Source organism: Peteryoungia ipomoeae, assembly GCF_004912165.1.
Taxonomy (GTDB): domain Bacteria; phylum Pseudomonadota; class Alphaproteobacteria; order Rhizobiales; family Rhizobiaceae; genus Allorhizobium; species Allorhizobium ipomoeae.
Genome location: NZ_STGV01000003.1, coordinates 441,877 through 468,739 on the forward strand (window position 1 = coordinate 441,877; position 26,863 = coordinate 468,739).

Here is a 26,863-nt window from a genome sequence, read left to right on the forward strand (position 1 = left end):
AATCGGCACCGTCTGACGCCGAACCGGCGTGACTTTGCCGCAGTCCTGCGGCTATCTCTGGGTGATGTCGCTGTTAGCACAGCATTCACCACAAAAACTGTTCGAATGGGGACGCAAGCGTTCGATTTCGAACTTTCACAATAATGATCTAATATTGACTCCGAATCGAGGTGAGAAACTTTGGGTATCATTGGTCGCATCACATCCGATCTCCGTCTCATGCTGCAGCGTCCGCCGCGGCAGCAATTTGCCGCGATCTGCCATCGCCGGCGCAAGAAGAGCGGCGAACTGGAGGTTTTGCTGATCACCAGCCGCGAAACAGGTCGCTGGGTGATCCCGAAGGGCTGGCATATGCCCGGCAAGCAGCCGCACGCCATTGCCGAACGCGAGGCCTTTGAAGAGGCCGGCATCCGCGGCAAGGCGACCGTGGAGCCGATCGGCTACTATAGCTACTTCAAGAAATTGAAGAATGGACTGAAAGTGCCAACCCGGGCCCAGGTGCACGCGCTTGAGGTCAAGAGCATCGCCAAGGACTTCCCGGAGAAGGGCATGCGGCGTTTCGAATGGATGACGTGCGAAGAGGCAGCCAGCCGCGTGGCAGAGCCGGAACTGCGAACCCTGTTTCTCGACTTTGCGAAAACTGTCGCAAATTCGGTGCAGAACTCCCAAAAAGCCGGGAAAGCCGCCTGATTTAAGTCTGTCACAAAACTGACATATTGAACCCCCGGCTATTTAGGGCTAGGGACGCGGCAAGACCGATATGGACGGAAGGCTGCCGACAGGTTTGCTCCCATCTCGGAAAGCAAAACAAGTTCGAACGTGAAGGCCGCATCGGGCCTGTCCCGGAGGCCTCGCACCATGGGCAAATCCACACCCAAGCTTCTGAAGCCAACCCTCGACAAGGATCTCGACAAGATCGCCTTTGTCGAGGAAGCAGCACAGCACGTGTCGCGCGGCTTTGCGCCCTTTGGCATCGCCATCCTGTTTCTGGTTGCCGCGACCGTGTTTGCCGGCGCCGTCGTCATGGATCGCCCCGGCTCGCTGATGGTGATTGCCGCTGCTGCCATCGGCGCCTACATGGCGATGAACATCGGCGCCAACGACGTGACCAACAATGTTGGCCCAGCTGTCGGTTCACGCGCCATGAGCATGGGCGTCGCGCTGGCGATTGCTGTCGTCTTCGAAACGGCTGGCGCGATGATCGCGGGCGGCGACGTGGTCTCGACCATTTCGCGCGGCATTGTCGACCCGGCCAAGATGCCCAGTGCCGATGTCTTTGTGTGGGCGATGATGGCCTCACTTCTCTCATCGGCGCTCTGGGTCAACCTTGCGACCTGGATCGGCGCGCCCGTCTCGACCACGCATGCCGTGGTGGGCGGCGTTTTGGGGGCCGGCGTTGCCGCCGCCGGAATGGCTTCCGTCAATTGGTCGGTGATGGGTGGCATTGCTGCAAGCTGGATCATCTCTCCGGTACTCGGCGGCATCATTGCGGCGCTGTTCCTTGCCTTCATCAAGGAATTCATCATCTACCGGCATGAGAAGATCGAGGCTGCCCGCCGCTGGGTGCCTATCCTGATCGGCATCATGACGGGCGCCTTCATCAGCTATCTCGTCCTCAAGGGCCTGAACAAGCTGGTGACGGTTACCCTGTGGCAATCGCTCGCCATCGGCCTTTTCGCCGGCATCATTTCCTGGCTGCTCAGCCGGCCGCTGATCCGCCGCCAGTCCGAAGGTCTGGAAAACCGCAACCAGTCGCTGCGCAAACTGTTTCGCCTGCCGCTGATCTTCGCGGCAGCCCTGCTGTCCTTCGCGCATGGCGCCAATGATGTTGCAAACGCCATCGGCCCGCTCTCGGCCATCGTGCATGCGGCGCAGGCGCATGAGATTTCCGGCGAGGTCATCGTTCCGCTCTGGGTGATGATCATCGGGGCTGCCGGTATCTCGCTCGGCCTTCTGCTGTTCGGCCCTCGCCTCATCAAGCTGGTCGGCGAGCAGATCACCAAACTCAACCCCATGCGCGCCTATTGTGTCTCGCTTTCGGCGGCTATTACCGTCATCGTCGCGTCCGCCCTCGGCCTTCCGGTCAGCTCCACGCATATTGCCGTGGGTGCCGTGTTCGGCGTCGGTTTCTTCCGTGAATGGTACACCCGCAACTCAAAGCGCCGCATGGAATACATGCGCATGAAATCGGAGAAATGGGTGATCGAGCCGAAGCCCGAGCGTAATCCGGAAGAGTTGCGCCGTCGCTACCTCGTTCGCCGGTCGCACTTCATGACCATTGTCGCGGCCTGGATCATCACCGTTCCGGCATCGGCAGGACTTGCAGCCGTTCTCTATTGGGTTATGTCTCAGCTCGCATTCTGACGCTGGAGACACCCAAGACATGCGCGCAAACTACCGGATGCAGCGGCTGTTCGTCAGCGGAGACCTGAAGGTGGAGACCGCCTTCGAGGTCTCTGCCGATCAGTTCAATTACCTCGCCAATGTGCTTAGGCTGGAGAGCGGGGCGGAAATCCTCGTTTTCAACGGCCGGGACGGGGAATGGAAGGCGCGGCTCGACTTTCCGACGCGCAAGCGCATCCTGCTCTTCCCCTTCGAGCAAACCCGACCGCAGCCGCAAGACAGCGACCTGCATTTCCTCTTTGCACCGCTCAAGATCGGCCGAATGGACTATCTCGTGCAGAAGGCAGTCGAGATGGGCGCGGGCGTGCTGCAGCCCGTCATGACGCAGCATGTGCAGGGCAAGATCGGCAATCTCGACAAACTCAGGGCCAACGCCATCGAAGCGGCAGAGCAATGCGGCATCCTGGCCATTCCGACCGTCAGGGAGCCGGTAAAGCTGAAGGACCTGCTGGAAAGCTGGCCGGAGGAGCGACGCATCATCTATTGCGACGAAGACAGCGCAACGCAAAACCCGCTACCGGCCCTCAACGAAATCACCGAGCCAAAGCTTGCCCTTCTCGTTGGCCCGGAGGGTGGTTTCTCCGAAGAGGAGCGCCAGCTTCTGAGGCGCCTGGCCCATGTCACGGCGATCCCCCTTGGTCCGAGAATCCTGCGCGCGGACACCGCCGCCGTTGCTGCGCTGGCCGTCGTTCAGGCCGCAATTGGCGACTGGAACTGACGGTCGCCGACCGTCCCTCCAAACAGTTCAGATTTTTCCAGCCCTGCTTGAGAGTTTTTCACTTGCACCGCATATGAAAGCGGTCCAATCAACCCGAAACTTGCCTCTGTATCAACGCATTGCAAGCCGAACGCCGGCGCCCGAAAAAGGTATTACTCATGGCCCGTGACACCACCGACCAGACGCCGCTCGGCACCGTTGACGATATGGCCGCTTACCTGGCGGAGGGATCCAAGCCGAAAGAGCGGTTCCGGATCGGGACGGAGCACGAAAAGTTCGCCTTCTTCCGCGCTGACAACAGCCCGGTTCCCTATTTCGGCGAGGCCAGCATTTCCGCACTTCTAAAGGGGATGCAGGAGAAGCTCGGCTGGGAACCGATCATGGATGGTGACAACATCATCGGCCTTGGCGAGCAGTCCGGCATGGGCGCAATCTCCATCGAACCCGGCGGACAGTTCGAACTATCGGGCGCGCCGCTTGAGACGCTGCATGAGACCTGCAAGGAATCCAACCAGCATCTGGCGGTCCTCAGGGATGTTGCCGAACCGATGGGCATCCGCTTCCTCGGCATTGGCGGCAGCCCGAAATGGTCGCTTGCGGAAACACCGCGCATGCCGAAATCGCGCTACGACATCATGACCCGCTACATGCCGAAGGTCGGCAGCCAGGGCCTCGACATGATGTACCGCACCTGTACCATCCAGGTTAATCTCGACTTCTCGTCGGAAGCCGACATGCGGGCCAAGATGCGTGTTTCGATGAAGCTGCAGTCGCTCGCCACCGCACTGTTTGCCTCCTCGCCGTTCACCGAAGGCAATCCCAACGGGCTTCTGTCCTGGCGCGGCGACATCTGGCGCGATACCGACAACCAGCGCGCCGGCGTTCTGCCCTTCACGTTCAAGCCGGATTTCAGCTTCGGCGATTACGTTGCCTGGGCGATTGAGGCGCCGATGTATTTCGTCGTACGCGACGGTCGTTACCATGACTGCACCCACATCACCTTCCGCCAGTTCATGGACGGCGCGTTGAAGGGCGAAATCGCCGATTGGCAGCCGCAGCTCGGCGACTGGACCAACCACCTGTCCACCCTCTTCCCGGACGTCCGCTTGAAGCGCTTCCTTGAAATGCGGGGTGCCGATGGCGGCCCATGGCGGCGCATCTGCGCGCTCCCTGCCTTCTGGGTCGGGTTGCTCTATGACGACGCCGCGCTTGCGGCCGCCGATGCGCTCACCGCCGACTGGTCCGTGGAGGACGTGGTGGCGTTGCGCGACAGCGTGCCCGCGCAGGGCCTCGCAGCCTCTGTTGCAGGTCGACCGCTCCTGGACGTTGCCCGCGACGTCATCGCGATTTCGCGACAGGGCCTGCAGGCACGGGCACGGCTGAACGGCGACGGTCAGGATGAAAGCGTTTTCCTCAACCCTCTCGAGGAAGTTCTTGCCAAGCGGTCGACGCTCGCAGATGACCTGCTCTCTCTTTACCACGGCCGCTGGGGCGGCTCCGTCGAGCCGGTGTTCACCGAATATCAGTACTGACCGCTGACCTCTGAAACTTTCCTGAAGCCCCTGGCAGACCGCTAAAAAGCGGTTTGCCGACGGCTCTTTGCATCTATAGTGTTGCACAAGCTGCACGTATTCGGGGAGAGGGATTTATGCTGCCACTGTTCGACATGATGCTCCAGGCGCAAAACGGCAAGGCGATGGAAGCCATGGCCAAACAGTTTGGCCTTGCCCAGGAGCAGGCGGCCAAGGCCATGGCGGCCCTCACGCCGGCTTTTGCCTCCGGCTTCAAGCGCAACACCGCCAATCCTTATGATTTCTCGGCGCTGCTGCAGGCGATGTCATCGGGCAATTACGCCCGCTATTTCGAAGATATGAGTGCTGCCTTCACGCCGCAGGGCATTGCGGATGGCAATCAGGTCCTGCAGCAGATCTTTGGCTCCAAGGACGTCTCGCGTGCGATTGCCGCTCAGGCCTCTCAGCTCACGGGGATCGGGCAGGACATTCTCAAGCAGATGATGCCTGCGATGGCCGATACGCTGATGGGCGGGCTTTTCAAGCAGACGACAGGACAATTCCCGTCCGCGGACGCCTTTGCTGCAACACCCATGGGGGCGATGATGCAGCAATGGCTGGAAACGACCGGGCTGCAGCCCAAGCGCCCTGCCCCGCCCACCATGTTCGACAATCCGTTTACCCGGGCTTTTCAGGAGATGATGGGGGCATCAACGCAACCGCCGCAACAGCAACCGGCTGCGAACCCCTTCCTCGACAACCCTTTTGCCAAGGCATTTCAGGAGATGGCCGCAACCTATAGCGCCTCGCTGGCAGGCCAGACCGCCGAAGCGCCGAAGCCCGCAAGCACGCCCCAGCCCCCCTCCGAGGGACAATCAGCCTCCGCCGAACAGTTTTCCGCAATGATCAACACGCTGTTCGATAGCGGGCTTGAGGTCCAGAAGACCTATCAGAAGAGCATGGAGCAGATTTTCGATCGCTATGTCTCATCGACGCAAGCGCCGACGGAGACGAAGGCACCGGCTGAAGATCCGCCGGGCAAGGCCTGAGGCAATCGATGCAAAACACAACAACGGCGCGGAGCCCGCGCCGTTTTTGTGTTGGTTAGCAGGGCGGTCAGTGCGCCGCGCCGATCAGAATTCTTCCCACTCGCCGCCAGGCTGATTGTCCTTGGCCTGACTGATCTTGGCCCCGAGGCCGATCGAGATCTTGTCCATCAGCGACCGCGCCGGCGAGGCAACGGCCCGGCTTCCGGCCTCGGCGGGTGCGACCTTCGGCTTTCCAAAGCTGCGATTGGGTGTGGCGTCGCTGGTTCCGCCTGACCTCAAGCTCGATAGAGGCGGTTGCATGCTTGCGCCAGAAAGTCCGGAAGGGCGGGTGAAGGACGTGTCACGCTGATCGGCAAAGCGGTTTTGAAAGCCGCTTGCAGTCCCTTCCAGCGTGAACTGGCCAACCAGATCCGACAGCATCTCGGCATCACGAGACAGACCGGCCATTTCGCTGTTGGTCTGCTCGGCAGCCCTCGCATTCTGCTGCGTCACGTCTTCCATGCGCGACACGGCGGCGTTGATCTCCTTGAGTGTCGCGGACTGTTGCCGGGCATTGGAGGCGATCGAGTGGATGTGATCGCCGATCTCCACCACCTGTCCGGCGATGGAGGAAAGGACAGAGCCGGTTTCGCGCACAAGGCCGACACCCGCCGAGACTTCCGTACCGGACTTGGTGATCAGCGCCTTGATATCCTTGGCAGCATTGGCGGAGCGCTGGGCAAGTTCACGCACTTCCTGCGCAACCACCGCAAAGCCCTTGCCCGCCTCACCCGCACGGGCGGCTTCAACGCCGGCATTCAGCGCCAGAAGATTGGTCTGGAAAGCGATTTCATCGATCACGTTGATGATCTTGGATATCTCGGCGGAGGCGTTTTCGATGCGTTGCATCGCATCAACGGCGCCGCCCACGATCTCGCCGGAGCGATCGGAATTGGCGCGAGCTTCGAGCGCCAGTTTCGAGGCGTTTTCGGCGCGTTCCGAGGAATGACGGATCGCATCCATGATCTGGCGTATTGCCGTCGAGGTTTCCACCAGTGCGGCAGCCTGCTGCTCGGTGCGATGCGAAAGATCCGCCGTCGAGCCGCCTACGGCTGCGCTCTTGCGGTTGATTTCCGCGACATTGCCATGCACGGCGGAAACGGTTGCCGAGAGGCGCTCCAGCGAGGCGTTGAAATCGAGCCGCAGCCGGTCAAGGTTGCCGCTCAGCGACTGGCGGATCGGCGTGGACAGATCCCCGTTCGCCAGGCGCTGGAGCCCGGCTCCGAGGATGTTGATCGCGTCTGTCAGTTCGGCCTGCGCAGCCGCCCGCTCGGCATCGCGCTGATGGCGCTCCGCCTCACCGGCCGAACGGCGAATTTCGGCATCGGCCTCCAGTTGCCGCTTGTCGATTTCAGCCTGACGGAAGACGGCGACGGAGCGAGCCATATCGCCGATTTCGTCGTTTCTTGCCGTGCCTTTGAGATCAATCGAGGTATTGCCGGCGGCAAGCTCTCGCATTGCGGACACCAGGTCGGTGATGGGACGCGTCAGCGAGCGGGAGAACAGAAGGCCGACCAGCGAGCCGACAAGCACCAGTGCTGCGCCAAAGCCAATCGACTTCATTGCTGCAAGCTGGAGTTCGTTCCAGACCTCAGATTCGCCCAACAGGGCGACGACCGCCCATTTCTTGTCTCCGAACTCCAGCGGAACCGCAGAGGCAAGGCTTGCCATGCCCCGATAGCCTTCGATTTCGCCCGAGCTTTCGCCCGTTGTGATGGCGGCCCCGATGACGGGACTTTGTATGCTCACCTGCAGGCTGTCGATGTCTGTGGTGCGAATGCTGTCGTTGATCACCATACCCTGGTCGGTGACCAAGAGTGTTTCGCCGGTCGTTCCAAGGCCGCGGGTATTGGAGAAGATCGCATTGAGCTGATCGGTCGGCAGCTGGAAGGCAAGCACGCCGATCTTGCGGTCGCTCATGATGATCGGCGCGCCGACAAAGGCAGCCGGCGCACCATCAGACGCGCCATAGGCGGCATAATCGGAATTGGCGAAGGCTTCCGGGTCATCGCTTGACATCACGGACGTGTAGACGGCGGCAAGTCCGCTGTCCTTGTAAGGACCGGACACCAGATTGGTGCCAAAATCATCTTCCTTGGCCACCGAATAGACGACATTGCCGTCGGCATCGATCAGGAAGATGTCGTAGTATCCGATGCGTTGCAGGTGCTTGAGGAATGTTGAATGCGCCTGACGATGGGCCCGGTCGTAACTATCGACCTTGGCGCTATCGAGCTTGAACCTTTCGCCCTTCGGATTGGGGTTATCCGTTATGTAGCGTTTTTGCAGTTCGCCAGCTGGATCCTGTTCAAGCTTGGCCCATGCGCCCGTGATACCGAACAAGGCCTGCTGGGTGGTCATGGCGGACGCCGTGGAATGCGCGTCGAGCTTGATCGACTCGAAATAGCGTTGAACCTCATTGCGCCGCCCGTCGGCCGTCGCCTCCAGCTTCTGATAGACCTGCGCGCGCAGGGCCGCACTTTGTTGGACAAGGCCGATTGCCACCGAGGCGCTGAGTGCGACCAGAGCGAACACTGCCGCCGCAACAGGCAGCTTTTTCGAGATCCGCATGTAATCTTTTCCCCGAGAGAATGACAGGTTTCAGCTGCCACATACGGCGTTAGAAAGTCGTTACTTCCCGCGGCCAATCCCCAGTATTTGAAGGGCTTTGCGGTTAATTTAGCGATAATAAAAATGCCCGATTTGGAACAAAACCAAATCGGGCAAGGGGCAGAACCAGTGGCTTCCGGTTCTGCGGGGATAAAAATGCGCCAAAACGGCTCAGATCAGGCAGCGCAAGGCCCGCTTCCGCGCCAGCATCGTTAACTGCATGGAGGGGTCTTGATGCATCCGATGGTTTCTCAGGACCTCATGCACCTCGGAAGCCGACAGACCGATATCGGCGAGGATATGATCATCAAGATCCAGGAGGCGATTGGCAGCGCGACGATTGATCAAGGACTTCACCCAGGTGACGACATCTGCTGAACGATTGCGCATAGCCTCGGCAAGCGTCCGCTTGGGGCTTGGAAGATCGAGGGCGATCATTGGGGCAGTCGTGCGCATGGTCCTTTTCCTTTCGAGCGGCACGGGAATTCCGTTCCCCACGGCATGACCAAGGGGTGACGGAGTATGGGGGTGCTTCTTTCCGCTGGTTCCAGCGAGAGTTGAAATGTGCGGCAAGCATATTGATCAGTCCAGCGAATGTTTCTAATGATTAGCATCAACCCTTCTGATGGAATGACCCCATGTCGGCTGCACTGGACATCGACCAACTACAGACCTTCGTCGCAATCGTGGACACCGGGAGCTTTACCAAGGCTGCTGGCCGGGTGTTCAAGACACAGTCGGCCGTCTCCATGCAGATGCGACGGCTGGAGGAACGCATCGGCAAACAGCTTTTCGTCAAGGACGGTCGTGGCAACAGGCTGACGGCGGAGGGCGACAAGCTCTTGAACTATGCGCGCCGGATCATCCGCCTGAATTCAGAGGCCATGGCAGCCTTCGACGACAACCGGCTGGAGGGCACGCTCCGCATCGGAACGCCTGACGACTATGCCGATCGCTACATGCCGGAGATCATCGGGCGCTTTGCAAAGACGCACCCGAATGTCGAGCTTTACATCGTCTGCGAGCCCTCGATGGACCTTGGCGAGAAGATGGCCAAGGGCGAACTGGATATCGCCCTCGTGACCCATAATCCCCGCCTGCGACAGGCCGATGTGGTGCGCACCGAACCGCTCTGCTGGGTCGGTTCCGTCAACCATCCGCTTCGCGACGATGCCCCTGTGCCACTTGCCGTCGGTCGTCGCGACTGCCAATGGCGGCAGCTGGCCTGCTCGGCTCTCGATGCCGATGGGCGTGATTATCAGATCCTGTTTACGAGCTGGTCTTCGACGGTCGTTGCGTCCGCAGTGCTTGCCGGGATGGCGGTCTCAATCCTGCCGGAATCCGCGCTGCGCACGGGCATGAAAGTGTTGACGGCGGCGGACGGCTTTCCGCCATTGCCGCCGGTGCAGATCGGCCTGATGAAGCGCGCCGGCCTGTCGTCCTCGCTTGTCAATGCGATTACCGATCACATCACGGCCTGCCTCGACAACATCACGCTCACCCAGGCGGAGGATGATCTGGACGGCGACAGCAAGGCCTATGCGCGCAGCGCAGCGCGTGGTCGTGCAGGCGCGATGGTTCCGGGCTGGTAAGCCTCAGTCCGAGAAGTCGAAGATCGACAACCGTATGATCTCACGCCAGCGGCTGAGGTGCACCCTCGCCTCATCCTCGCCGAGATGGCTTGTCATCCGGAAGACTTCGCTGGTCGATACGATCATCAGCTTGAGATTGACGTTGAAGCGTTCGCGCGGAACCTCAGTCAGAAGATGCGAGAGATCCTGGTAGAATGCCGCGATCAGCCGCTCGTGAAAGCCTGCCGACAGGAACCGCAGGTCCTTGTCCGTGATGATCGCCTGCCAAAGGACGGTGTAGATCGGCTCCTTGCGAAACAGGTCGTGCAGTTCGAAGAGGCAGTCGGCTGCGCGGGCGGAAGCGGCGTCTAGCGTCGTTATGCCGGCGAAGATGCGCAGGATGTAGGCGTCTATCTGCATCGCCAGCCGATCATGCAACGCCTTGATGACAGCGGCCTTCTGTGGGAAGAACTGATAGAGAGAGCCAATTGGAATGCCGGCTCTCTGGGCGATTTCGCTCATCGTGACTTCATTCACGCCCTTTTCAAGAAACAGCGCAATGGAGGCCTCGATGATGGCTTCCAGTCTCTGGATGCTTCGCTCCTGGCGCGGCTTCTTGCGCTGCTGGAGACGTCGATGGACGATCTGCTCGTTCACTGTTCACCTGCCCTGCACTTCATGTGCCAGGTCTCATTGTTCCGCCAATCGCATTAGGGACGGCTTCTGGCGAAAATGTTAACGGTTGAGCAAAGCTGGGCCTATTTGGGGCATAATCCCAAAAAGGTCAGGATTTTGCTACCTGCAGCGGCAAACAGTAAGAGGCTCCCGCAGGATCATCACCCCTCCCTCGCAAGGACGCATCCTCACCCCCGCTGGCGCTCGCGCGCAAGATCGAAGATCTGGATGCCGTTGTGGGGCCGTCCACGCTCCCGCCAGCGCGGATGCTCAAGCGTGAAGCGGGCATCATCATACCCGGCCCGCCAATGCTCCTCGACGGAGCGCCGCGAAAACTCGACATCCATCGCATGGGTGGCGTGTGAGGCCCGGCGATGAATGAGATGGACGATGGTCACATCATATTCGTGGCCGATGGAGCGCAGTATTCCTGCATCTTCATCATCCTTCAGTTCCGGCGGCAACTTTTCGAGCAACCGCTTGGCCGCCCGTCGCACGATCTGGCGTCTTGCAAAATCATCGGTATTCATGCGCGTGCGGCTGGAATAGCGGATTTCCTTGATACGGCTTTCCACCTCGAACTGATCGCGCGGCATATCGCCCCTTGCGTTGAAGAGATCGACCTGGAAAATCTCCAGATCGCGGCTGGCATCGTTGGCGTTCAGGACATGCTGCAGCGGCGTGTTGGAGACCAGGCCGCCATCCCAATAATAGCGACCGTCGATTTCCACCGGCGGGAAGCCTGGCGGAAGAGCCCCGGACGCTGCAATATGGCGGGCATCGAGACGGCGGGTGCGATTGTCGAAATAGGCAAAATTGCCGGAGTGTATGTCCACCGCCCCGACGCTCAGCCGCGTCTTGCAGCTGTTCAACAGGTCGAAATCCACCAGGCGGTCCAGCGTGTGCATCAAGGGTTCTGTGTCGTAGAAGCTGATCCTGCTCTGTGGGTCCGCGACCCAGTGAAAGGGCGACTGAAAGCGCGGCGAAAAAAAGCCCGGCACGCCCATGATCGCACTCGCAAGCGCTGCCGCATCATTGGCCAGACGGCGATTATCCTCGCCGGGCGCGGACGGGCCAAAGTCCAGCCAGGAGGAGACCTGCTGCCAGAATTCTTCCAGACGGGCGATTCTTTGCTCACGCGGTGTTCCCACGATGATCGCGGCATTGACCGCACCTATCGAGATGCCGGCAAGCCAGCTGGGATCGACATCCTGCTCGTGAAGCGCCTGGTAGGCGCCTGCCTGATAGGCCCCAAGCGCCCCGCCGCCTTGAAAGACGAAGATTTGCTCGGTCGCTGCATTGCGTTGATCTTCCGCCATGGCGCATCCCTGTTTATGCCGCAGTGCAATATAGGTCAGGCGACAGGTCGACGCCAGTCCGCAGACTGCAGCTGGCAGGCGTTGTGACGGGAGCCTGTACCTTGTCGGACCCAAAAGAAATGCGATACGGACCGCCTTTGCCCGGAGTAAGAAAGGCACAGCCCCTCCTACCTCAAGGATATCAGATGCCCCGCTTCGCCGCCCTGATCGTGCCTCTCCTGTTTGCAGCGACCCTTGGCGTTGCCGGTGCAAGCCGCGCCGACGAGGCCTCCGTCGATCGCCAGATCGAGACGCTGCTTGGAGATGCTGCTGACTACAAGGAGTTGTTCTACGCCTTCAAGGTGGCGCTTGAAGAGGGACAATCCGACATTGTCGTCAGCCTCGTGACCTATCCGCTGACCGTTACCATCGATGGCGAGGAGGCAGCCTATGACACAGAGCAAGAATTGCTAGACGCCTACGATTCCGTCTTCATAGAGCCGATCGTCGAGGCGGTGTCGAACCAGGAATATGGCGATCTTTTCGTCAATTCCGAAGGCGTGATGATCGGCAATGGGGAAGTCTGGATCTCGGGCATCTGCGAGGATAGCGCCTGCACCAGTGCGCCACCCCGTGTCACCGTCATCCAAACGGCAAACTAGTCCTCACCGCGGAAATGGTGGAGGGGCGGCATCGGCGATGCCGCCCACCCCACAAGGACCGCTCATCAGGCCGCGAGATCAAGCACGATCCGGCCGTCGATCTTCCCCTCTTCCATGCGGCGGAAGATCTCGTTGATGTTCTCCAGCTTGTCCCAGCTGAAATGCGAGGCAACCTTGCCCTCACCGGCAAATTGCAGGCTTTCCTCCAGATCCTGCCGCGTGCCAACAATCGAACCGCGCACCGTGATGCGCTTCAGCACGGTTTCAAAGACAGGGAGCGAGATGAAGCCCGGCGGCAGGCCAACCAGCGACATCGTGCCCTTGGAGCGCAGGAAGCCGTAAGCCTGTTCCATGGCCTTGGGCGAGACCGCCGTGACCAGCGCGCCATGCACGCCGCCGGTTGCCTTCTGTACCTGCTCGATCGCATCCTTGTCGCGGCCGTTGACCACGACATCGGCGCCGAGTTCCCTGGCAAGCTTCAGCTTGTCGTCGAAGATGTCGGCGGCCACGACATGCATGCCCATGGCCTTTGCATATTGCACGGCCATATGGCCGAGCCCGCCAATGCCGGAGATGACGACCCATTCGCCCGGCTTCACTTCGGCTTCCTTCAGGCCCTTGTAGACGGTAACGCCGGCGCAGAGCACGGGTGCTGCAGGACCGAAATCGAGATTATCGGGTAGACGACCGACGAAATCCGGATCGGCAAGCCCGTATTGCGCAAAGGTGCCATTGACGGAATAACCGGTGTTCTGCTGGCTGCCGCAGAGCGTTTCCCAGCCGGTGCGGCAAGGCGAGCAGCAGCCGCAAGCCGTGTGCAGCCACGGCACGCCCACCCGGTCGCCTTCCTTGATGCGGGTGACGCCAGCGCCGAGCTTGGCGACATAGCCGACGCCTTCATGGCCGGGAATGAACGGAGGATTGGGCTTGACCGGCCAATCGCCATTGGCGGCATGGAGATCCGTATGGCAGACGCCTGTCGCTTCGTATTTGACCAGGATCTGGCCAGGGCCGGGCTCCGGGATCTGTCGCTCTTCGATGACGAGCGGCTTGCCGAATCCACGAACGACGGCTGCCTTCATTGTCGATGCCATATCACTCTCCCATACGTGTTGATCTGTCGGCACCGGGCTCACCGGTGTCCATGGGAGGAGCTTAGGAGTGTCTGGCCTGCGGCCGTTTGATCGGTATCAAGGAGGGGCAGATTTCATCCAGATGTCACGTCCGGGCATGCGTGACGCAGCCCGGACAGATGCGGGCGAAGCGCTCAGGCGAGGTTCTTCTTCAGGAATTCCACCGTGCGCGACCAGGCGAGATCGGCAGCAGCCTTGTCATAGCGGGCAGCCGAGGTGTCGTTGTTGAAGGCATGGTTCACGCCGTCGTACATGAACAGCTCATAGGTTTTGCCGTTGGCATCAAGCGCCGCCTTATAGGCGTCGATGCCGGCATTGATGCGTTCGTCGAGCCCACCATAATGCAGCATCAGGGGCGCCTTGATCGAAGGAACCTGATCGGCCGGCACCTGCGCGCCGTAATAGGCGACGCCCGCACCGAGATCTGGAGATGCAACCGCCATCCGGTTCACCATGCCGCCACCCCAGCAGAAGCCGATGGCGCCGACCTTGCCATTGGTCTTCTCATGGGAAGAGAGAAAGGCACGGGTCGCCTCGCCATTGGCAACGGCGGCGGCCATGTCGAGCGACTGGAACATGGCGCGGGCCTCGTCCTCGTTTGCCGGCGTGCCGCCATTTGGCGAGAGGAAGTCCGGCGCGAGCGCAACGAAGCCTTCCAGCGCCATGCGACGCGCGACATCGCGGATATGCGCATTGAGGCCGCGGTTCTCATGGATGACGATGACGGCGGGCAGTTTGCCGGCAGCGTCCTTCGGCACGGCCAGATAACCCTTCATCTCGCCGGTCTTGCCGGGATAGGTCACGTCTTCGGCGGTCAGGCGTTCGTCGGTTTCCGGTATGATTGTCGCATGGGCCGCATTCGCCGCGAGCATCGGCATGATGACTGCGGCAGCGGCCCCCGAGCCGGCCAGCGAGGTCAGCTTCTGCATGAAGCCGCGGCGATCCAGGGTCAGGTGGGTGTATTCGTCATAGGCATCGATCATCGCCTGCGTGATTGTCGGCTTGTCCATGACACGTCCTCCCGGGTTTCGCTGATCCCGGGAAGATAGGCTGCCATTGGCGCAAGACCAGACAAAACGCCGTGATGGATCAGCTGAAGGCCATCCAGGCGCCAAGCCAGACCCAGAGGAGGAAGAGCACGACAAAACCAGCCATGAAGGACAGGCGCCGGAACAGCAGCTTGCCGGTCACCTGCATGTATGCCTGGACATAGCGGGCCAGCACAAAGACCCAGGCGCCGACGACGGCCGGAAGGTTGTCTGCTTCGGCAATGTAGAGCAGGACGCAGACGGCATAAAACAGCACCGGCAGTTCGAACTGGTTGGCAATCGCCTTGTTGACCACCCGGCTCGCCTGCGGCTCGGCCAGATTGTCCCGGAAGGCTTCGCGCTCGACTTCGCCGCTTTTGACGACCTCGGCGCGCCTGACAACGAGCAGCGCATAAAGGCAGAAGATCAGGAAGGCATGCGCCACAAGCGGCCAGAACATTTCAAAACCGGTCATCTGAAAATCCTTTCAATATGTGGTCGCGGAAAGGCCCGGGAATGGGGTTTTCCCGGGCCTCTTGAAAGACGTCTCGCAAAGATCAGTTCGAGCCGGGATAGTTCGGGCTTTCGCGGGTGATCGTCACGCCATGCGGGTGGCTTTCGCGCAGGCCAGCGCCGGAAATGCGCACGAAGGTCGCCTTTTCCTGGAAATCCTTGATGTCCTTGCCGCCGACATAACCCATGGCGGCCTTGAGGCCACCGGCGAGCTGATGCAGCACGGCCGAGACCGGGCCTTTGTAGGGAACCTGGCCCTCGATGCCTTCAGGCACGAGCTTCAGCGTGTCGCGCACTTCCGCCTGGAAGTAGCGATCTGCCGAACCGCGGGCCATGGCGCCGACGGAGCCCATGCCGCGATAGGCTTTGAACGAACGGCCCTGGTAGAGGTAAACTTCACCCGGGCTTTCGTCGGTGCCAGCCAGAAGCGAACCGACCATGACGGCGGAAGCACCGGCGGCAATCGCCTTGGCGACATCGCCCGAGAACTTCAGGCCACCATCGGCGATGACAGGAATGTCGTGTTTGTTGGCGGCTTCGACGGCGGCCATGACAGCAGCAAGCTGCGGCACGCCGACGCCGGCGACGATGCGGGTGGTGCAAATCGAGCCTGGGCCAATGCCAACCTTGATGCAGTCTGCGCCGGCATCGATCAGGGCCTGGGTGCCTTCAGAGGTGGCAACATTGCCGGCAATGATGCGGATGGCATTCGACATCTTCTTCACGTGCGCGACGGCATCCAGAACCTTCTGGCTGTGGCCGTGGGCGGTGTCGACGACGATAACATCAACGCCGGCATCGATCAGGCGTTCAGCGCGCTCGACACCGTCATCGCCGGTCGAGATGGCAGCAGCGACGCGCAGGCGCCCCTGGGCATCCTTGGCGGCATTCGGGTTCAGCTGCGACTTCTCGATATCCTTGACCGTGATCAGACCGATGCAGCGGCCGTCATTGTCAACGACCAGCAGCTTCTCGATGCGGTGTGCGTGAAGCAGGCGCTTGGCTTCGCCCTGATCTACGCCATCCTTGACCGTGACCAGGTTTTCGCGGGTCATCAGCTCGTAGATCTTCTGGTTCGGATCGGAGGCAAAACGCACATCGCGGTTTGTGAGGATGCCGACGAGGCGGCCCGGGCGACCGCCGTTCTCGACGACCGGGATACCGGAAATGCCATGCGCCTTCATCAGCGACTTGGCTTCGGCAAGCGTGGCATCGGGACCGATGGTGACGGGATTGACCACCATGCCGCTCTCGAACTTCTTGACCTGACGGACTTCCTCGGCCTGTTCGATCGGCGTCAGGTTGCGGTGAATGACGCCCATGCCGCCGGACTGGGCCATGGCAATCGCAAGCCGGCTTTCGGTGACGGTGTCCATCGCCGACGACAGGATCGGCAGTGAGAGTTCGATATCGCGGGCGATGCGCGTGGCGATGTTCGTCTGCCCCGGCATCACTTCGGAATGCCCCGGCTGCAGGAGGACGTCGTCAAATGTGAGCGCTTCTGCGCCGGTTGCCGACATTACGATGCGTGCCATGCCAATTTCCTTCGTTTGAATAGGCAGAATCCTCCCGGTGACGAAACATTCCGTCCGGTGGTTCCTGCATGAAATGCTTGGAAGTTGGCGAGGGCTGGTAACACGTTCATGACAGGATGGAAATAGCAAAAGACCTGCCATGCCCAAGATGGGCTGAACTTTCCACCCAAGTCCGGTACATTAGAATTTTATAATTCTCTTTTTCAATCTTGAAAACCTCCTCTGGTATCCCTGTTGGCGCTGGGAATCGGGCTGATTTCAGGACGAGGGGGCGAGTGATGAATCCATTGAAAAAGCGGGCACAGGCGCACGAAGTGCAATTCGCCAGACAAGCCGAGCAGCAGTTCAAGACGCAGGCTCTGTGCGGCACCATGCTCGGTCGTTGGGCCGGGTATCAGATGGGTGTCGACGATGTGGAAAGCTACGCAAGGAACATTGCGATGCGCCAGGTCGTCGAGCCCCACCGACTATTTGACCTCATCAAACAGGATTTTTCAGCATCCAAGGTTGCGGTTTCCGATGACGAGATCTCGGCCCGACTGCATGACTTCATGGAGCGCGCGAGGGATCGGGTGTTTCGCGAGGGATAAACGCCCGGTCGAAACCGGGCGCTGATCTGGCATCTACGAGACCTCTCAGAGATCGAACTGATAGGCCTTCGGCACGAAGCGGTAGCCCTGGTCGAGTTTTTCGACATAGCCGGTTGCCGGGAACGGCATGTGGTAACCGATAAAGGCGAGCTTATCGGTCGCCAGCATGTCGAAGACCTTCTTGCGGCTTGCGGCCGCGGCCGCCTTGTCCATGTCGAAGCGCACTTCCCAGTCCGGACGCTGCAGCGACAGCACGAAGTGGTTGGCCGTATCGGCTGTCAGCACAAGCTGGCGCCCTTCCGATTCCAGACGGTAGATCATGTGTCCGGGCGAATGGCCGAACGCTGCCATACCGGTCACACCCGAGACGACCTCCTGGCCATCGCCGATGAAGGTCATCTTGTCCGCAAGCGGCTGTACATTGGTAAGGACACCCTTGTGGCCACCTTCGGCGGGCGTGCCGACGCGCGCCGGATCGACCCAGAAGTCATACTCCGTCTGTCCGGTCACATAGCGCGCATTGGGGAAGGCAGGCTTGCCCCCTTCCATCAATCCACCGATGTGATCGCCATGCATATGGGTCAGCACCACGATCGTCACATCTTCGGGCTTGTAGCCGGCAGCGGTCAAACCTTCCGAAAGGCGGCCCAGGCCATTGGCGCGACCGGCTTCGCCAAGGCCCGTATCGAACAGGATGACATCGCTGCCGGTGTTGACCAGGACGGGTGCGAAGGAATTGACGAACCCGTTGGCCGGGAGGAAATTCGCCTCAAGCAAAGCGCCAACGTCTTCAGGAGACTGATTGGTGCCGAAGGTTTCCTGCGGGGCATCGGAGGCCCGTGCGCCATCCTTCACCACCAGCACTTCGAACTGACCGACCTTGAAGCGGTGGGTTTCGGGTGGCATCGCGTGATTTATATCCATCGAAGTCTGCGGCGTCGCGGTTTGCGCCATGGCGGCGCGGGTCATGATGGTGGGGGCAGCCAGCGCAACACCGGCACTTCCCAGAAGCATTCGTCTATTCATTGTTATCATGGCAATCTCCTCATCAACATCCCCGCCCATGGCTACGGGCTGTGCTGGAGATAGGCCATGAGGTCGCGCCGGAAAGCGTTGTCACGGCAACGTGATGCAACCGCAATTTTCGCGGCCTGATGGCCAACAGAGCCTATATCAGGCGCGTTCCGGCGGCAGAAAGGCACTCAACTGGCCGGACGAAGCCGAGGATCACTCCTCGGCTTCGTCCGCTTCATCGAATTCGCGTGGATCGCGGGCAAAGCCGTCCTCGTCGACGGAGGCATTGGCCACGCCATCCCGGCGCCCCTTAAAGCCTTTGGCCAGCAGGAACATCTCGACCGATTCCTGCCGCGATGAGGCCGGCTTGATATGCAGCACCTGGCGGAAGTTCTGCTTCAGCATGTTGAGCAGATCCTTCTCCGTGCCACCCTGGAAGGTCTTGGCGAGGAAATGGCCGCCTTCTGCCAGCACCTCGACGGCGAAGTGGGCCGCAACCTCGCAGAGATGCATGGTGCGCAGATGGTCGGTCTTCTGGTGGCCGGTAGTCGGCGCCGCCATGTCTGACAGGACGAGATTGGGCGTGCCGCCAACCGCGTCGATCAACTGGCGCGGGGCGTCCGGATCAAGGAAGTCGAGTTGCAGGATCTTCACGCCGGGAAGCGGCGCCATTTCCAGAAAGTCGATTGCGGCGACGCGGACATCCTCGTCGGTCGAATCGGTCACCTTGGCGGCAATCTGCGACCAGCTGCCGGGTGCCGCACCCAGATCGATGATGCGCTTCGCCCCTTTCAGGATCTGATGTTTTTCGTCAATCTCGAGCAGTTTGAAAGCCGCGCGTGCGCGGTAACCCTCAAGCTTTGCCCTCTGGACATAGGGGTCGTTGATATGCCGCTCGATCCAGCGCCGGGACGACGCCTTGAGCTTGCCCTTCTTGACCTTCTGGCCAAGCTTGCGGCCGGTTCGGTTACCCCCGATGGGTGGCTTTGCCATGATCAGCGCTCCCTGTGCGTATGGGGTCTTCGGATTCGGCCACGGCGCCAGACGCCGTCATCGGCCATCATATCGGTCAACAGACCCTCCCGCAGGCCACGATCGGCAACCCGCATGCGGTTTGACGGCCAGCGACGACGGATTGCCTCAAGAATGGCGCAGCCGGCAAGCACCAGATCGGCCCGATCCGGCCCGATGCAGGGATTGGCAGCCCGCCCGGCATAATCCCAGGAGAGCAGCTTGGCCTGCATGGCGGAGACCTCCTGATCCGACAGCCAGACACCATCCACCTTGCGACGATCATAGCGCGGCAGATCAAGATGCACGCCGGCAAGCGTCGTCACCGTGCCGGAGGTGCCGATCAGGTGGAAATCCTCAGGATAGCCATCCGCGCCCAAAGGCAGATCCGGGCATTCGAAGCGGGCCAGCATGCCGGCCACTTCCTGGATCATGTCCTCGAAGATCTGCGGTGTCACATCACGCCCGCCATGGCGCTCCGACAGCGTCACCACGCCAACCGGCAAGGAGGTCCAGTGAGTGATATGATTGGCAAGCCGGCTCGACCTGTTGTCGGCAATGCGGATCACCGCGATCTCGGAAGAACCGCCGCCGATATCGAACAGCACGACCGAGCGGGCCTCGCGACCGACCAGCGAAGAACAACCCGAGACGGCCAGACGTGCCTCGGTTTCGCGATTGATGATTTCAAGCTCCAGTCCGGTCTCGACCCGGACGCGCTCCAGAAATCCTTCGCCATTCTCGGCAGCACGGCAGGCTTCCGTCGCAATCAGCCGCATGCGGCGGATCTCGCGCCCCGAAAGCTTGGAGGCGCAGATGCGCAGGGCATCAACCGCACGGTCCATCGCATCCTGGGACAGCTGGCCGGAGGCACCGAGCCCCTCGCCGAGCCGCACGATGCGCGAAAAGGCATCGACAACACGAAACTGTCCAGGGCGCGTTGGCTGGGCAATCAGCAGTCGGCAATTGTTGGTGCCAAGATCGAGCGCGGCGTAAAGATCATCCTGACCGCCCTCCTCGCCTGACCGCGCCCGCGATGGAGAGACGGGACGATCGATCCGACCTGTCGGTTGCGGGGCATGTGTGGGCGCGGCCACAGCAAGCGACGGCCTGGTCTTGCGGGCCACGGAGGCTGGCGGCTCGGAGCCGGCAAGCGGCCTGATATGGCCGCCCTTGGCGGCCGCGCGCGCGCCGCCCCGGCGATTGCGGTTCCGCCTGCGCTTCTTGCCCGGCCGGTTTTCGCTATCGACACCGCCCGCTGCATCGGACTTCAGCTCACCGGCGCCTGACGCACGGGTCAACCGTCCATCCTGCTCAGACGCGGTTGCGGCAGTCTCTCTTGCGCCGTGCTGATCGGTGGGACCTGAGCGCGGGTCTGGCGCGCCTTTTGCGAAGGCCGGGTCCTCTACGCCACCGGCATTCACGCCCGCCTTGCCGCGCCGGCGCCTTTTGCGCTTGCGCACGGGGCCATCGGAAAATGCTGTCGGGGAACGTCGGTCGGCGCCTGGCGTTGCCGCCAATGCTGCCGATGCGGACCCATCGACCCCCTTTGCCACGGGTGCCGATTGCCTGCCCTTGCCGCGCCGACGGGAACCCCCGCCCTTGCGCTTGCCTGGCGACGCCCCGTCGTTCTTCGGCTGTCCGCCGCGATCAGGGTCTGTCACTGAAGTCTTCCATCGCACCGCGCAACGCGCCTTAACCGCCGCATGCCGCTGGTGCATCATTCGTTTCGTTGGCAAAAGCATAACAGCGCAACTCCCTTGCGCCAAACGGTTTTTCGAAGAGATGACGCAAGAAGATCCGTGGGGCCGCACGCCTATGGAGCTGCCGGCGATTGGCGCCGAGATACGATCATGTCATTTTTTTGAAATTCGGCCTTTGCAACGCAGAAGCTTTTGGCTATAAGCCCGCTCACCGATCGCCGCGGCGATACCCTGGTGGGGAATAGTTCAACGGTAGAACGACGGACTCTGACTCCGTTAATCTTGGTTCGAATCCAGGTTCCCCAGCCAACTTTTTTCTCCACATTTTCTTCTATCGACGCCGAAGGCGACCGGAGCAGTTGTCCGAACACGTGTCCGGACCACGCCGAACCTGGGTAAACGTCCGGATGCCCTCAATATCAGCGGTTTTCTCCGCATCGCTCGCTGCGCGTCCCGATCGGGCTGATTCGGACCTTTGGCTGACGCCTTAGGCCTCGATCGTCCCGTTCGGTTCGATTTTGCGCGATCACCCGGCAGTGCCCCCGACAGGGATGTGTCACACCGCAAAAGGCCCTTCGATGGGCGATTGATGGAAGCGTCCATGGCAAAGGCGGGGCCGCTCTTAGCTCCCCGCCGTGTTGACCGTGGTGGATGGGTCAGGACATGATCAGTCCGCCATCGACGTTGATAGTTTGGCCGGTAATATAGGCCGCATCGGCTGAGGCCAGGAATGCGACAAGGGCGGCGACTTCGGCCGGAGTGCCGGCGCGGCCCATCGGAATGCCTTCGACCCATTCCTTCATCAACTCGCCCGGACCGTATTCGCCGAGCATCTTGCCCCAGACGCGGTCGTTGTAGTCCCACATTTCGGTGTGGATGATGCCGGGGCAGATGGCATTGACCGTGATGCCTTCCTTCGCCAGTTCCTTGGCAAGGCTCTGGGTCAGGCCGACGACACCGAATTTCGAGGCGGCATAATGGGGCGTGTAGATGAAACCCTGACGGGCCTGGCCGGATGCCGTGTTGATCAGCCGTCCCTTGATGCCGTTTGACCGGAAGCGCGCAATCGCTTCCTGGCAGCAGAGGAAAACACCCTTTGTGTTGACGTCGAGGTTGAGATCCCACTCGCGTTCGCTCAAATCCTCGACCTTGGCGATGGTGATGACGCCGGCATTCTGGACCGAGACATTGAGCGGACCGAGACGGGCTTCCGCCTCCCCATAGGCTTCGCGGACGGCGGAGGCGTTCGTGACGTCGAGCTGCAGCCCGAACACGTCTGCGCCCGTGTCATCGGCCAGCCGACGCGCCACTTCGCTGGTATCGGCCTCGATCGCGGCGATTGCGACCTTCGCCCCCTCTTCGGCGAAGCGGCGGGCGATACCGAGGCCAATCCCCTTGTTGCCACCGGTGACAAAGACGGCCTGTCCGACAAAACGCTGCATGGTCTACTCCTCAATAGGCAGCCGATCAGACCCTCGCCCCGGATTGGACGTTCAGGCTGTCAGTCGGGCTGCGGTAAATTTATCCGTGACGAGCACGTCGATGATGCCCATCCTCAGGGCACCGGCGATTGCCTCGGTCTTCGATTCGCCTCCCGCCAACGCGATCACGCGGTCCGCCTTGCGCAGGTCCTCGAGCGAAATGCCAATGACGCGTTCGTTCAGCGGCGTTTCAACCGGCTTGCCGTCCCGATCGTAGAAGCGGAACGAAATCTCGCCCACGGCACCCGCATCGTGCAACATCGCCATCTCCTGGCGTGAGAAGACGTTGCCGGAGCGGGCCAGGAGTTCCGACGGCTCAACGGCGCCGATGCCGATGATGGCGAGGCTCAAGCGGCCGAAGAGATCCATCGTTCCACGGACAACGGGGTCGGCCAGCATCACGAGCTTTGCCTCGCGGGAGGAGGTAATGCCCTGGACGAGCAGCAATCGCGGTTCGCCGCCGGTCAATTTTGCCAGCCGTGCCGTCAGCTGGGTTGCATGCGTCTGGACCGAGGCTTCCCCCATGCCGCCGAGGATCTGCACGATATACTTGGCGCGGCCGGACTTCAGCGGGTGAATGTTGTCGACCATGCGCAGGATGGTCTGGCTCCAGCTGGAGACGCCGATGATTTCGTCCTGCTGCAGCGTCACCTCGACGAAATGCGCTGCCGCCTCGCCGATGCGCGCCATGATCGCGCCGTCGCGATCCTCCGAACAGTCGATCACGATTGCCTCGGTCAGGCCGTAGCGTTCGCGGAGGCCGGTTTCCAGATCGGCGAAGGTGCCAGGCGGCGGAATGATCGTCGTGCGGACGATCCCCTCCATCTCGGCGCGCTTGAGCATCCGGGATACCGTTGCCTGCGACATGTGCATGATCTCTGCGATCTCTGCCTGTCGCTTGCCCTCGGCGTGATACATCTGCGCGACGCGGGCGATAAGTCGAAGCTCGTTGAGACGTCCCATGAACCCTCCGGTGGGTGAATTTTTATTCACCCATAGAGGATGTCATTGATACCGTCGAGCGGAAGATTGCGTCTTGCCATGTGGAGATGCGTTCGGTTGTATCGGTCGGTTTCGGCGCCAGAACCTCCGTCTTTCGCGGCAGCATTCTCACGGCGTCGAGATCAGCCCACAGACCGAGCGTCAGGCCGGCGAGATAGGCCGCCCCGAGCGCAGAGGCTTCCGCCGCCTCGCACTGGATGACGGGATGCGCAAGCATGTCGGCAACGCACTGCATGAGGAAGGCATTCTTGCTCGGTCCACCATCGACGAACAATCGCCCGAGCGGTGCCGGTGACTGCGAGGCCATGGCCTTGAACACGTCATGCACCTGAAAGGCGATGGAATCTGTGACGGCGCGTGCCATCTGCGCCCGGGTGGTGTTGAAGGTTATACCCGAAAACAGCGCCCGTGCGTCCGCGTGCCAATAGGGTGCACCGAGGCCGACGAAAGCGGGGACGAAGCCCGGCCCCTGCGGTTCTGCTGTCTCCGCGAGATCGATCAACGCCCGGACATCGGGCAGTCCGAGGATATTGACCATCCAGGGCAGCGAGGCGGCCGAAACCAGAATATTGCCTTCAAAGGCATAGGTCGGCTTACCACCGAGCGACCAGGCAATCGTCGTGGTGATGCCGCTTTGAGGCGCGATGAAGTGCGGCAGGGTCGTCATGATCGATGAGCCGGTGCCGAAGGTGACCTTGCCGTCACCGGGCTCAAAGGCGCCATGGCCGAAAAGCGCTGCGTGGCTGTCTCCGATGGCGGCGGCAATCGGGATGCCGTCGGCGAGGCCGGGGACATCAAGCGTTACGCCGAAACGGGATGCGCTGTCGCGGACCTCCGGCAGATAGGCTTTCGGTACTCCAAAGAGATCGCAGAGCTCATCGCTCCAGACATTTCTGTTCAGATCGAGCAGCTGGCTTCGCGCCGCATTGGATGCATCGCAGGCATGGGTTTTGCCGCCGGTAAAGCAATGTATGAGCCAGGAATCGACCGTGCCGAGCCGCAGCGGGCGGCCACTCGGGGCACGATCGAGCAGCCATTTCATTTTGGGACCGGGGAACATGGGATCGATGGGCAGGCCGGTGAGCGCCTCGACGCGCGCAGAATGACCGGCCGCGTTGAGTTCGGCACAGACAGGCGCGCTGCGGCGGCACTGCCAGCTGACGACCGGACCGAGCGGCTTTCCGGTTTCACCATCCCAGATCGTTACCGATTCGCGCTGGTTCGAGATCGCGATCCCCGCAATGGTCACGTCAGAGGCGGCGGCGAGACAGGCAGCAATCGCTTCCAGCACGGACTGCCAGACACGATCGGGATCCTGTTCCACCCAGCCCGGTTGCGGATGGGAGATGCCGACGGGGGAAGACCCTCGGGCCAGGATCTCCCCCTTGGAGGAGACGAGCACGGCCTTCGAGTTCGTGGTTCCCTGATCGATCGCGAGGATGGCGGTGGTCATGTGGGCTCCGGATGTTGGCAAATGCCGCCGGACTTCATCGGCGGCATCCAAGATATGGTTCCGCAGCCGTCAGCCACGAGCGCCCTTGCGCGCCAGCAGTTCTTCTGCCGCCGTCGCCATGGCTTCCGGTGCCATACCGAATTCGTCGAGCAGGAACTCGGCCGATCCAGTCGGCGCGAAGATACCAGGCACACCCAGGATCTTCATCGGCACAGGGGCTTCCGCCACGACGACTTCGGCGACAGCCGAACCGAGACCACCATAGACCGAATGCTCCTCGGCCGTCAGGATGGCGCCCGTTTCGCGCGCTGCAGCAACAATGCTGTCAACGTCGATCGGTCGCACGGTCGCCATGTTGAGTACGCGCGCCTCGATGCCGCGGGCAGCAAGGATAGCGGCCGCCTTCATGGCGCGGTGGGTCAAGGTGCCATTGGCAATCAGGGTAACCGCATCACCGTCACGCAGGAGGTTGGCCTTTCCGGGCTCGAACACATGCCCCGCAGGAAGCAGGTCCGGCACGCCAACGCGCGACAGGCGCAGGAAGACCGGGCCTTCGTAGCGTGCGGCCCATTCAACGGCGGCTGCCGTCTCGATCGAGTCACAGGGCGCGATCACCGGGAGATTGGGCAGCACCCGCATCCAGGCGAAATCCTCGATCGAGTGATGTGTCGGGCCGAGCTCGCCATAGGCCATGCCCGAGGAGATACCCACCAGCTTCACATTGGCGTTCGAATAGGCGATGTCGGCCTTGACCTGTTCGAGCGAGCGCCCCGTCAGGAAGCAGGAGGCGCCGCAGACGAAAGGCAACAGGCCGCCATTTGCAAGGCCGGCGCCGACGCCGACCATGTTCTGTTCGGCAATACCGACATTCACCAGCCGTTCCGGCCATTTCGACTTGAAGCCACCGAGCTTGGAGGAGCCGACGGAGTCGTTGCAGACGGCGACGACCTTGGGGTTTTCGGCACCGAGGCGCTCAAGCACGGAAACGAAGGCGTCACGGCAGTCATGCAGTTTTTCGGTCATGGTCACGGCATTCATCACAGCACCTCCGCGAGCTCGGCCAGGGCAATCTGGTATTGTTCGGCATTCGGCACCTTGTGATGCCAGTCCACCCTGTCCTGCATGAAGGAAATGCCGTGCCCCTTGTTGGTGTGGGCGACGATGCAGTGGGGACGACCGGAGCGATGCTGCAAGGCCGGCACGATTTCGGCCATGGCGTTGCCGTTGATCTCCGTCACCTCCCAGCCGAAGGCCTGAAGCTTCGAGCCGAACGGCGCCATGTTGTTGGTATCACTGAGGGCCGCCCCCTGCTGGAAGCGATTGTGATCGATGATCAGCGTGAGATTATCGAGACCGAACTGGGCGGCCGAGGAAATGGCTTCCCAATTGGAGCCTTCCTGCATTTCGCCGTCACCGGTCAGAACATAGGTGTGATAGGCAGCACCTGTCAGCTTGGCCGCCTTTGCCATGCCGACCGCAACGGGCAGCCCATGGCCGAGAGGCCCGGTATTGGTCTCGACGCCCGGCACCTTGTTGCAGTTCGGGTGCCCGTTGAGACGCGAATGCGGCTTCAGGAAGGTCGAAAGCTCCTCCTCGGGGAAGAAGCCGCGCTTCGCCAGCGTCACATAAAACGCCAGGGCGACATGGCCCTTCGACAACACGAAACGATCACGCTCCGGATGCTTCGGCTGGTCTGGCCAGACCCTCAGGACCTGAAAATACAGCGCCGTCAGGATGTCGATCGCCGACATCTCGCCGCCGATATGGCCAGCGCCCGCTTCGTAAACCGCCTGAAGATCGCGAAGGCGTATCTGCCTCGCAATGCGGTCGAGATCATTCGGCTGCATGGAAACCTCATTGTGAA

The 26,863-nt window shown here is 61.3% G+C and carries 24 protein-coding genes and 1 tRNA gene; 9 read left to right on the forward strand and 16 right to left on the reverse strand.

All coding sequences use genetic code 11. From position 1 onward, the window contains the following. Positions 1–180 precede the first annotated feature (180 nt). The 5 genes from FAA97_RS11975 (at position 181) to FAA97_RS11995 (ending at position 5,681) form a co-directional block, all read left to right on the forward strand. On the forward strand, positions 181–690 hold the full coding sequence (locus tag FAA97_RS11975) for an NUDIX hydrolase (RefSeq protein ID WP_206110005.1): 510 nt from the start codon (positions 181–183) through the stop codon (positions 688–690). A 168-nt stretch (positions 691–858) separates the two neighbouring features. Further along, entirely contained in the window at positions 859–2,364 is a 1,506-nt protein-coding gene (locus FAA97_RS11980; protein ID WP_136598753.1) for an inorganic phosphate transporter, read from the forward strand. Between the two features lie 19 nt (positions 2,365–2,383). Next, on the forward strand, positions 2,384–3,121 hold the full coding sequence (locus FAA97_RS11985; RefSeq protein ID WP_136598754.1) for a 16S rRNA (uracil(1498)-N(3))-methyltransferase: 738 nt from the start codon (positions 2,384–2,386) through the stop codon (positions 3,119–3,121). 158 nt (positions 3,122–3,279) lie between these two features. Next, complete coding sequence (locus tag FAA97_RS11990; protein ID WP_136598755.1) at positions 3,280–4,653, forward strand: glutamate--cysteine ligase; 1,374 nt, start codon at positions 3,280–3,282, stop codon at positions 4,651–4,653. Between the two features lie 116 nt (positions 4,654–4,769). Continuing rightward, a complete protein-coding gene (locus FAA97_RS11995) occupies positions 4,770–5,681 on the forward strand; it encodes a DUF937 domain-containing protein (protein ID WP_136598756.1) in 912 nt (303 codons plus the stop codon). 84 nt (positions 5,682–5,765) lie between these two features. On the opposite strand, the gene FAA97_RS21390 is transcribed toward FAA97_RS11995, so the two are convergent. Both FAA97_RS21390 and FAA97_RS12005 read right to left on the reverse strand, forming a co-directional pair. Then, complete coding sequence (locus FAA97_RS21390) at positions 5,766–8,291, reverse strand: methyl-accepting chemotaxis protein (protein WP_136598757.1); 2,526 nt, start codon at positions 8,289–8,291, stop codon at positions 5,766–5,768. A gap of 210 nt (positions 8,292–8,501) precedes the next feature. Then, positions 8,502–8,786: a YjiS-like domain-containing protein gene (locus FAA97_RS12005; RefSeq protein WP_136598758.1), complete on the reverse strand. Its 285-nt coding sequence runs from the start codon at positions 8,784–8,786 to the stop codon at positions 8,502–8,504. 182 nt (positions 8,787–8,968) lie between these two features. Here FAA97_RS12005 and FAA97_RS12010 point away from each other — a divergent pair, with 182 nt between their 5' ends. Further along, positions 8,969–9,922 (forward strand): LysR substrate-binding domain-containing protein, encoded by a 954-nt coding sequence (locus FAA97_RS12010; RefSeq protein WP_136598759.1) that lies wholly within the window; start codon positions 8,969–8,971, stop codon positions 9,920–9,922. A gap of 3 nt (positions 9,923–9,925) precedes the next feature. On the opposite strand, the gene FAA97_RS12015 is transcribed toward FAA97_RS12010, so the two are convergent. Beyond that, on the reverse strand, positions 9,926–10,558 hold the full coding sequence (locus FAA97_RS12015) for a TetR/AcrR family transcriptional regulator (RefSeq protein WP_136598760.1): 633 nt from the start codon (positions 10,556–10,558) through the stop codon (positions 9,926–9,928). A 206-nt stretch (positions 10,559–10,764) separates the two neighbouring features. Then, entirely contained in the window at positions 10,765–11,895 is a 1,131-nt protein-coding gene (locus tag FAA97_RS12020) for a patatin-like phospholipase family protein (RefSeq protein WP_136598761.1), read from the reverse strand. Between the two features lie 185 nt (positions 11,896–12,080). Between FAA97_RS12020 and FAA97_RS12025 the strand changes: the two genes are divergently transcribed. Further along, positions 12,081–12,536 (forward strand): hypothetical protein, encoded by a 456-nt coding sequence (locus tag FAA97_RS12025; protein WP_136598762.1) that lies wholly within the window; start codon positions 12,081–12,083, stop codon positions 12,534–12,536. Between the two features lie 65 nt (positions 12,537–12,601). Here the strand turns inward: FAA97_RS12025 and adhP are convergent, their stop codons facing one another. The 4 genes from adhP to guaB all read right to left on the reverse strand — a co-directional run bounded on the left by adhP (position 12,602) and on the right by guaB (position 16,745). Further along, entirely contained in the window at positions 12,602–13,630 is a 1,029-nt protein-coding gene (gene adhP, locus FAA97_RS12030) for an alcohol dehydrogenase AdhP (protein ID WP_136598763.1), read from the reverse strand. Between the two features lie 173 nt (positions 13,631–13,803). Continuing rightward, a complete protein-coding gene (locus FAA97_RS12035) occupies positions 13,804–14,679 on the reverse strand; it encodes a dienelactone hydrolase family protein (protein WP_136598764.1) in 876 nt (291 codons plus the stop codon). A 79-nt stretch (positions 14,680–14,758) separates the two neighbouring features. Then, positions 14,759–15,172 carry an MAPEG family protein gene (locus FAA97_RS12040; RefSeq protein WP_136598765.1) on the reverse strand — a complete coding sequence of 138 codons (414 nt, stop codon included), beginning with the start codon at positions 15,170–15,172 and terminating at the stop codon, positions 14,759–14,761. 82 nt (positions 15,173–15,254) lie between these two features. After that, positions 15,255–16,745 carry an IMP dehydrogenase gene (gene guaB, locus FAA97_RS12045; RefSeq protein ID WP_136598766.1) on the reverse strand — a complete coding sequence of 497 codons (1,491 nt, stop codon included), beginning with the start codon at positions 16,743–16,745 and terminating at the stop codon, positions 15,255–15,257. A 278-nt stretch (positions 16,746–17,023) separates the two neighbouring features. Here guaB and FAA97_RS12050 point away from each other — a divergent pair, with 278 nt between their 5' ends. After that, positions 17,024–17,335, forward strand: a complete 312-nt coding sequence (locus tag FAA97_RS12050) for an ATPase inhibitor subunit zeta (protein ID WP_136598767.1) — start codon at positions 17,024–17,026, stop codon at positions 17,333–17,335. Between the two features lie 45 nt (positions 17,336–17,380). On the opposite strand, the gene FAA97_RS12055 is transcribed toward FAA97_RS12050, so the two are convergent. From FAA97_RS12055 to FAA97_RS12065, 3 genes are all read right to left on the reverse strand, one after another. Next, on the reverse strand, positions 17,381–18,361 hold the full coding sequence (locus tag FAA97_RS12055) for an MBL fold metallo-hydrolase (protein WP_136598873.1): 981 nt from the start codon (positions 18,359–18,361) through the stop codon (positions 17,381–17,383). A gap of 201 nt (positions 18,362–18,562) precedes the next feature. Continuing rightward, positions 18,563–19,342 carry an RlmE family RNA methyltransferase gene (locus tag FAA97_RS12060; RefSeq protein WP_136598768.1) on the reverse strand — a complete coding sequence of 260 codons (780 nt, stop codon included), beginning with the start codon at positions 19,340–19,342 and terminating at the stop codon, positions 18,563–18,565. Between the two features lie 2 nt (positions 19,343–19,344). Continuing rightward, positions 19,345–21,024, reverse strand: coding sequence for a Ppx/GppA phosphatase family protein (locus tag FAA97_RS12065; RefSeq protein ID WP_168800983.1), 1,680 nt, complete (start codon positions 21,022–21,024; stop codon positions 19,345–19,347). A 274-nt stretch (positions 21,025–21,298) separates the two neighbouring features. Here FAA97_RS12065 and FAA97_RS12070 point away from each other — a divergent pair. Continuing rightward, a tRNA-Gln gene (locus FAA97_RS12070) sits at positions 21,299–21,372 on the forward strand. A gap of 347 nt (positions 21,373–21,719) precedes the next feature. On the opposite strand, the gene FAA97_RS12075 is transcribed toward FAA97_RS12070, so the two are convergent. The 5 genes from FAA97_RS12075 to FAA97_RS12095 all read right to left on the reverse strand — a co-directional run bounded on the left by FAA97_RS12075 (position 21,720) and on the right by FAA97_RS12095 (position 26,846). Beyond that, positions 21,720–22,505: an SDR family NAD(P)-dependent oxidoreductase gene (locus FAA97_RS12075; protein WP_136598770.1), complete on the reverse strand. Its 786-nt coding sequence runs from the start codon at positions 22,503–22,505 to the stop codon at positions 21,720–21,722. Positions 22,506–22,556: 51 nt separating this feature from the next. Then, entirely contained in the window at positions 22,557–23,507 is a 951-nt protein-coding gene (locus FAA97_RS12080) for a sugar-binding transcriptional regulator (protein WP_136598771.1), read from the reverse strand. Between the two features lie 22 nt (positions 23,508–23,529). Next, entirely contained in the window at positions 23,530–24,999 is a 1,470-nt protein-coding gene (locus tag FAA97_RS12085; protein ID WP_136598772.1) for an FGGY family carbohydrate kinase, read from the reverse strand. Between the two features lie 69 nt (positions 25,000–25,068). After that, on the reverse strand, positions 25,069–26,037 hold the full coding sequence (locus FAA97_RS12090; RefSeq protein ID WP_136598773.1) for a transketolase family protein: 969 nt from the start codon (positions 26,035–26,037) through the stop codon (positions 25,069–25,071). Further along, entirely contained in the window at positions 26,037–26,846 is an 810-nt protein-coding gene (locus FAA97_RS12095; RefSeq protein WP_136598774.1) for a transketolase, read from the reverse strand. Before FAA97_RS12095 ends, FAA97_RS12090 begins: the two co-directional genes overlap by 1 nt. Positions 26,847–26,863: the final 17 nt, after the last annotated feature.

Bases quoted from the DNA above. Each gene is read 5' to 3' on its own strand.
- FAA97_RS11980 (WP_136598753.1), top strand. From the start codon at position 859: ATGGGCAAATCCACACCCAAGCTTCTGAAGCCAACCCTCGACAAGGAT.
- FAA97_RS11985 (WP_136598754.1), top strand. From the start codon at position 2,384: ATGCGCGCAAACTACCGGATGCAGCGGCTGTTCGTCAGCGGAGACCTG.
- FAA97_RS11990 (WP_136598755.1), top strand. From the start codon at position 3,280: ATGGCCCGTGACACCACCGACCAGACGCCGCTCGGCACCGTTGACGAT.
- FAA97_RS11995 (WP_136598756.1), top strand. From the start codon at position 4,770: ATGCTGCCACTGTTCGACATGATGCTCCAGGCGCAAAACGGCAAGGCG.
- FAA97_RS21390 (WP_136598757.1), bottom strand. From the start codon at position 8,291: ATGCGGATCTCGAAAAAGCTGCCTGTTGCGGCGGCAGTGTTCGCTCTG.
- FAA97_RS12005 (WP_136598758.1), bottom strand. From the start codon at position 8,786: ATGCGCACGACTGCCCCAATGATCGCCCTCGATCTTCCAAGCCCCAAG.
- FAA97_RS12010 (WP_136598759.1), top strand. From the start codon at position 8,969: ATGTCGGCTGCACTGGACATCGACCAACTACAGACCTTCGTCGCAATC.
- FAA97_RS12020 (WP_136598761.1), bottom strand. From the start codon at position 11,895: ATGGCGGAAGATCAACGCAATGCAGCGACCGAGCAAATCTTCGTCTTT.
- FAA97_RS12025 (WP_136598762.1), top strand. From the start codon at position 12,081: ATGCCCCGCTTCGCCGCCCTGATCGTGCCTCTCCTGTTTGCAGCGACC.
- adhP (WP_136598763.1), bottom strand. From the start codon at position 13,630: ATGGCATCGACAATGAAGGCAGCCGTCGTTCGTGGATTCGGCAAGCCG.
- FAA97_RS12035 (WP_136598764.1), bottom strand. From the start codon at position 14,679: ATGGACAAGCCGACAATCACGCAGGCGATGATCGATGCCTATGACGAA.
- FAA97_RS12040 (WP_136598765.1), bottom strand. From the start codon at position 15,172: ATGACCGGTTTTGAAATGTTCTGGCCGCTTGTGGCGCATGCCTTCCTG.
- guaB (WP_136598766.1), bottom strand. From the start codon at position 16,745: ATGGCACGCATCGTAATGTCGGCAACCGGCGCAGAAGCGCTCACATTT.
- FAA97_RS12050 (WP_136598767.1), top strand. From the start codon at position 17,024: ATGAATCCATTGAAAAAGCGGGCACAGGCGCACGAAGTGCAATTCGCC.
- FAA97_RS12055 (WP_136598873.1), bottom strand. From the start codon at position 18,361: ATGAATAGACGAATGCTTCTGGGAAGTGCCGGTGTTGCGCTGGCTGCC.
- FAA97_RS12060 (WP_136598768.1), bottom strand. From the start codon at position 19,342: ATGGCAAAGCCACCCATCGGGGGTAACCGAACCGGCCGCAAGCTTGGC.
- FAA97_RS12075 (WP_136598770.1), bottom strand. From the start codon at position 22,505: ATGCAGCGTTTTGTCGGACAGGCCGTCTTTGTCACCGGTGGCAACAAG.
- FAA97_RS12080 (WP_136598771.1), bottom strand. From the start codon at position 23,507: ATGGGACGTCTCAACGAGCTTCGACTTATCGCCCGCGTCGCGCAGATG.
- FAA97_RS12085 (WP_136598772.1), bottom strand. From the start codon at position 24,999: ATGACCACCGCCATCCTCGCGATCGATCAGGGAACCACGAACTCGAAG.
- FAA97_RS12090 (WP_136598773.1), bottom strand. From the start codon at position 26,037: ATGAATGCCGTGACCATGACCGAAAAACTGCATGACTGCCGTGACGCC.
- FAA97_RS12095 (WP_136598774.1), bottom strand. From the start codon at position 26,846: ATGCAGCCGAATGATCTCGACCGCATTGCGAGGCAGATACGCCTTCGC.